Raw genomic sequence first — 5916 nt, 5'->3', positions numbered from 1 at the left:
GCAGCAGCAACAAAATGACGCCGCCGCGGAAGTTTACCTGTTTAGTTCCCTGAAAGGCATTGTGAACATAACACAGCCACGTGTATTCTCCTATGAAGGCGACGCTTTTGCAGAAGGACCATATGCCTGGATGCAATCCCTGGGTTTAACATGGACAGAACATACAGACAAGTGGGAACTGATCACAAAATACCGCAGTGAAATATCCGGTCTTATTGTGTACGACCCCGCGCAAACGGCCACTGTAAACCTGGCAACAACGCTTGCAAAAGATAAAAAAGCGCTCATTGCTTCGCCTTCCTTATTACCGAAGTTAACAGCAGCGCCTTATAATTTACCCATATTGCTGGATTTGCGGGGCCAGTTTACCAGTAATCTTCAGGTATATCAAACACTGTACAACACCTACTGGCCCACAATGGATCACCGCGTGCTCATCGGGTTAAGCCCCGAGCTGCACCAGGGTTCCCTGCGGGAATACGCCAGCGCATTGGGGGCCGCCGTAATATGGCTGGATCCTGCTGTAAGCGGTGAAAGTGCTTTGCTGAACAGCTTCTTATCTTCTATGCCGGCAGGGTCAGTATACATGGGCTGGTGGCCCGAAGAAGGCGCGGGTATCACCCGGGCATCCAGCTATGGCATAGCCACTGTGGCAAGTGATTATGCTACCAATTTAACGGTGCACAGCGGTATGCCCAGAACCGTTCATGTTAAGCCCGTTCCTCCGAAACCAACGCTGAAAAACAAGATCTATGTGGCATTTATACTAAGCGACGGTGATAACCTTCAATACGTGGAACACCTGATGCGCAAGCTGTGGAGTAATCCCGATCGTGGCTCGGTGCCTATGGGATGGACCCTGTCGCCAGCCATGCTCGACGCTATGCCGGGAGCGTTAAACTATTATCATCAAACTTCTACAGACAATGATAACCTGATTTCAGGCCCCTCCGGGTATGGATATACGTATCCCAATAATTTCCCGGATCAGAATACGTTAAACCAGTTTGTTATTAAAACAGAGGATTACAATAAAAGAGCGGGGTTCGGGGTGCTTACAATCTGGAATACGATCACAGGTGGCATCAACCAGAATGTTGGGGAGAGCTTTGCTACTTATGCACCTTCATTGCTTGGTTTAACCGCCCAGAATACGGGTGGCCCGCTTAGCATTTATAACCAGCGTTTACCGGGAATGCCGCTTTCCTGTAACTATTGTACCGGGGAGCAGGCCATGAAAGACGCCATCGCTTCCGCTTCTGCAGGATGGAATGGAGCATCGCCGCGATTTATTATTATACAGGCCCAACCCTGGCAGGATGTAAAGCCTACTAACTTTAAGAACGTGATGAATACCCTGGATTCAAACCATATCGTAGTACGGCCGGATCATCTTTTCCAGTTGCTGCGTGAAGAAAACGGCTTGCCTGAAATTGATAGTTCGGGCGCAGTGATTACAGGCGTGGAGGAAACATTCACTGCTGAATATCAAAAGGGTGCCCCGGTTGCCGGGAAATTAAAAACAGGCAGGGATATCCTGTTGTATCCCAACCCCGCTACTACCAGGCTTTATGTGAGTGGGCTGAATAATAATGCGGTACTCGAAGTATATAATAACAAAGGTCAGCGTTTGAAGATAGTATCCGGGATATCGATTGACATTGCCGAACTGGTACCCGGCACTTATATCTTAAAAGTAAGGTCAGAAGAAACAAGTTATACCCGTAAGTTTATTAAGCGTTAGGGGAGATGTAAAAAAGGAAAGGCCATCTTCTATGTTGAAATTACACATAGAAGATGGCCATTTTCTGTTATTGAAATCCATATCAGGCTAAATCAAACCGGTCGAGGTTCATCACCTTATTCCAAACAGCTACGAAGTCTTTCACAAATTTTTCCTGTGCATCAGCGCTGCCATAAACTTCAGCAATTACTCTCAGTTCTGCATTGGAGCCAAACACGAGATCGGCGCGGGTGGCGGTCCATTTTGCTGCACCGGTAGCGCGGTCGGTGCCTTCGTACAATTCCTGGTCGTCCGACAGGGCTTTCCATGCCGTGCGCATATCAAGCAGGTTTATAAAGAAGTCGTTGGTAAGTACGCCCGGACGTGCTGTAAACACACCATGTTTAGCACCGTCAAAGTTAATGTTCAGCACGCGCAAACCGCCGAGCAGCACAGTTAATTCAGGTGCAGTAAGCGTAAGCTGCTGGGCTTTGTCTATCAGCAGCGCTTCCGTAGGAGCGGCAGATCTTGACTTGCGGTAGTTGCGGAAACCATCTGCGGAAGGTTCCAGGTAACCGACTGATTCAACATCTGTTTGTTCCTGCGAAGCATCCATACGGCCGGGTGTAAATGGAACGGTTACCGTATTACCGGCATCTTTCGCTGCTTTTTCAATAGCCGCAGCGCCGGCCAGCACGATGAGGTCTGCCAGGGAGATCTTTTTGCCGTCTTTTTGTGCGCCGTTAAATTCTTTCTGGATACCTTCAAGCGCGCTCAGCACCTTCTGCAGTTGCGGCGGATTATTCACCGCCCAGAATTTCTGCGGAGCCAGGCGGATACGTGCGCCGTTGGCGCCGCCACGTTTATCCGAGCCACGGAAAGTAGCTGCAGAAGCCCATGCAACAGACACCAGTTCGGATACGCTAAGTCCGGATGCCAGCACTTTTGCTTTGAGCGCTGTAACATCACTTTCATTTACCAGCGGGTGATCCACGTCAGGAATAGGATCCTGCCAGAGCAGTACTTCCTGCGGTACATCAGGACCGAGATAACGTGCACGGGGACCCATATCGCGGTGCGTTAACTTAAACCATGCACGGGCGAAAGCGTCTGCAAATTCTTCCGGCTTTTCCAGGAAGCGCCTGGATATTTTTTCGTAAGCAGGATCAAACCGTAAAGAGAGGTCGGTAGTAAGCATGGTAGGCCGATGCTTTTTGGAGGCGTCGTACGCGTCGGGAATAATGCCTTCAGCGTCTTTAGCTACCCATTGGTGTGCACCGGCAGGGCTTTTCGTAAGCTCCCATTCAAAACCGAAAAGGTTTTCGAAGAAATTATTGCTCCATTGGGTGGGCGTTTTTGTCCATATTACTTCCAGTCCGCTGGTAATGGTGTCAGCGCCTTTACCGGAGCCGTAGCTGTTGCTCCAGCCGAGGCCCTGCAGTTCCAGGCCGGCGGCTTCGGGTTCTTTGCCTACGTGGGTAGCAGGTGCGGCGCCATGGGTTTTGCCGAAGCTATGGCCACCGGCTATAAGGGCTACTGTTTCTTCATCGTTCATGGCCATGCGGCCAAAAGTATCGCGGATATCTTTCGCAGCTGCAATGGGATCAGGATTGCCGTCGGGGCCCTCAGGGTTCACGTAGATCAGGCCCATCTGTACAGCAGCCAGCGGCTTTTCCAGGTTACGGGAGTGGATATCACCATCGGCATCATCGTCAGATACCAGTACGCCGTGGCCTTCCTGCACACCATGAGAGCCGTGCGCATAGCGGATATCGCCACCCAGCCAGGTAGTTTCAGAACCCCAGTATACATCTTCATCCGGTTCCCATACATCTGCACGTCCGCCTGCAAAACCAAACGTTTTAAAGCCCATTGATTCCAGTGCTATATTACCGGTAAGGATCAACAGGTCGGCCCAGGAAAGATTGCGGCCATATTTCTGTTTAATAGGCCATAGCAGCCTGCGGGCTTTATCAAGACTCACATTATCGGGCCAGCTGTTCAGCGGGGCAAAACGTTGCTGTCCTGAACCGGCGCCACCACGGCCATCACCCACACGATAGGTACCTGCACTATGCCATGCCATGCGGATGAATAACGGACCATAATGCCCGAAGTCGGCCGGCCACCAGTCCTGTGAGTCGGTCATCAGTGCATGAAGGTCTTTTTTCACTGCTTCCAGGTCGAGGCTTTTAAATGCTTCGGCGTAGTTGAAGTCGTCGCCCATCGGGTTCGACGAGGGCGAGTGCTGCCGCAGGATACTTAATTTTAATTGGTTAGGCCACCAATCGCGATTCCTGGTACCACCGCCGCCAACATTGTGTTTCATGCTGCCATTATGAAAAGGGCATTTACTGATGTCGTTTGATTCTTTTCCCATGTTTACAGGTTTTGTATTGAGTGAACAATTACTTGCACCTTGTATCTGTGCAGGATGATAAAGATAACGGTATTATGAAATAAATGAACTCAATTAATTTCTATCTTTCAATAGTTAAAATCTATAAGGGTGTTGCTGGTCCGCGCTGTTGATCCGGGGTATTATTTATAATGTAATGGAAAGATAAGTAAAGGAAGAAAAATGAACAAGAGGGTTAACATCTGGCATCGTCACCCGGTTTGGTTCCTCAATGGTAATCCTATTGTTGGTTACAGCAAGTTGAAAAATAGCGTACGCCTGCTGTTTTGGAGCGGGCAGTCTTTTGATGAAGATGGTCTGCAACCGGAAGGAACATTCAAAGCAGCGGAGGCCCGCTACACCGATGCAAAGCAGGTGGATCCGGACCTCTTAAAACGATGGCTCGAAAAGTCGGCAAACATACAATGGGATTATAAAAATATTGTGAAGCGCAAAGCTATGCTGGAACGTTTGCTGTAGGTATTGGCTGGTCTACACTTTTGGCATCTGCAATAATTTCCTGCTTTCTTTGCTCACAAAGGTGATCGGCACAAACTTATCGGTAGGGGCGCCGATATAATATACCATCCATTCAGGATCATGATGCGACAGCATTTCACTGATACAATCCGCCCGGTGTCCCATGGGGTTGGAGCAATCATCCCAGTAAAACAGTTCCACACGATAATGCAGCTGCTGCTTCTGGTTGTTGATCGTTACCTCCACTTCAATCTCCTGTTTGCCGGGGAGCGGTGGAATAGGAATTACAATATGACTCATATTAATGATGTTATGTGAAAATGCCCGCAATAAAGCTGCCATAACCGGGCCGCACACAGCATATTCAGTTATGTATAGCAATTTTCGATAATTGTTCATGCATGGGCAAGGGGTGTCCGGAAATGGACAATCAGCGGCCGTTTTTAAATATCCCCGCGGGAATATCCCTGCCAGCCGAAGCGGGCAACAGGTGCAGATGGTCGACAGGAATGGTGTCTTTATTGATCTCATTCAGCAATACTTTGCCTGATCGCTGTACGTTGTTTGTTTCCGGCATATTGGAGCCGTCTTTTTCAATCACCCCGTTATTATTTAAACCCATATCAATAACATTTTCCGTAATCAGTGAATTGGCAAAAACATAATGCGGCTGATAGTCTTTCATACTTACCCAGAAGCAGTTGTTATGGGCGATAATATTATCTCTGAAAACAAAGTCGGAATATTTCCCGAACCATATAGCGCCTTCATAAGCGCCGTAAATAATGGAATGGGTAAGTGAAAAACCGTTTACATCCAGGAACAGTAAAAGCGCATTCCTGCACTCATAAAAGATACAATGATCTATATTAATACCGCTGCCCTGGGCAAACACAGCGCCCTGCATAGGCGCCGCATTTTTACTGCCAATAAAATAGCATTGCGATATCTTCATGTTTTTCAGTTCCGGCCTGTGCCTTTCAATGGCATAATAGTATACCACGGCGGGGTGGGTGTTGCCAAGGAATTTCAATCCTTTAAAACAGGTATTATTTCTTTCCACCTGGATCCCGATACAATGGTCGAAGTGCCCGTAGTTTTTATTGTTGGGAGAAACAGATTGTATCACCGGCATGCTGGAGGGCAGCCAACCGCTGTCGTCCGGCAAAATAGCGGCTTCAATGGTATAGGCTACCGTATCGTTTTTTATAGGGAAAGGAGATATCAGCAGTTGCCGGGTAAGCGTATACAGTCCGGGTGCAAGCTTTATGGTAACCGGCTCTTTCCCCGAAAAACCACTGGCCAGCGCTACCGC

The 5916-nt window shown here is 48.6% G+C and carries 5 protein-coding genes; 2 read left to right on the top strand and 3 right to left on the bottom strand.

The genetic code is table 11. The features are described from left to right. The coding region (locus tag VN105_RS20755) for a T9SS type A sorting domain-containing protein (RefSeq protein WP_325643778.1) at positions 1–1744 on the top strand (1744 nt) is incomplete at its 5' end. 82 nt (positions 1745–1826) lie between these two features. Here VN105_RS20755 and katG read toward each other — a convergent pair. After that, positions 1827–4103 carry a catalase/peroxidase HPI gene (katG, locus tag VN105_RS20750; protein WP_325643777.1) on the bottom strand — a complete coding sequence of 759 codons (2277 nt, stop codon included), beginning with the start codon at positions 4101–4103 and terminating at the stop codon, positions 1827–1829. A 201-nt stretch (positions 4104–4304) separates the two neighbouring features. Between katG and VN105_RS20745 the strand changes: the two genes are divergently transcribed. Beyond that, on the top strand, positions 4305–4601 hold the full coding sequence (locus VN105_RS20745) for a DUF1801 domain-containing protein (protein WP_325643776.1): 297 nt from the start codon (positions 4305–4307) through the stop codon (positions 4599–4601). A gap of 12 nt (positions 4602–4613) precedes the next feature. Here the strand turns inward: VN105_RS20745 and VN105_RS20740 are convergent, their stop codons facing one another. Together VN105_RS20740 and VN105_RS20735 are read right to left on the bottom strand one after the other, a co-directional pair. Further along, a complete protein-coding gene (locus tag VN105_RS20740) occupies positions 4614–4901 on the bottom strand; it encodes a hypothetical protein (protein WP_325643775.1) in 288 nt (95 codons plus the stop codon). Positions 4902–5031: 130 nt separating this feature from the next. Further along, a partial coding sequence (locus tag VN105_RS20735) for a right-handed parallel beta-helix repeat-containing protein (RefSeq protein WP_325643771.1) occupies positions 5032–5916 on the bottom strand: 885 nt, incomplete at its 5' end.

The sequence above is a fragment of the Chitinophaga sp. genome (genome assembly GCF_035564935.1).
GTDB lineage: Bacteria > Bacteroidota > Bacteroidia > Chitinophagales > Chitinophagaceae > Chitinophaga.
The sequence above is the reverse complement of the archived record's forward strand: the minus strand, read 5'-3'. Positions and strand labels throughout refer to the sequence as shown.

Bases quoted from the DNA above. Each gene is read 5' to 3' on its own strand.
- katG (WP_325643777.1), bottom strand. From the start codon at position 4,103: ATGGGAAAAGAATCAAACGACATCAGTAAATGCCCTTTTCATAATGGC.
- VN105_RS20745 (WP_325643776.1), top strand. From the start codon at position 4,305: ATGAACAAGAGGGTTAACATCTGGCATCGTCACCCGGTTTGGTTCCTC.
- VN105_RS20740 (WP_325643775.1), bottom strand. From the start codon at position 4,901: ATGAGTCATATTGTAATTCCTATTCCACCGCTCCCCGGCAAACAGGAG.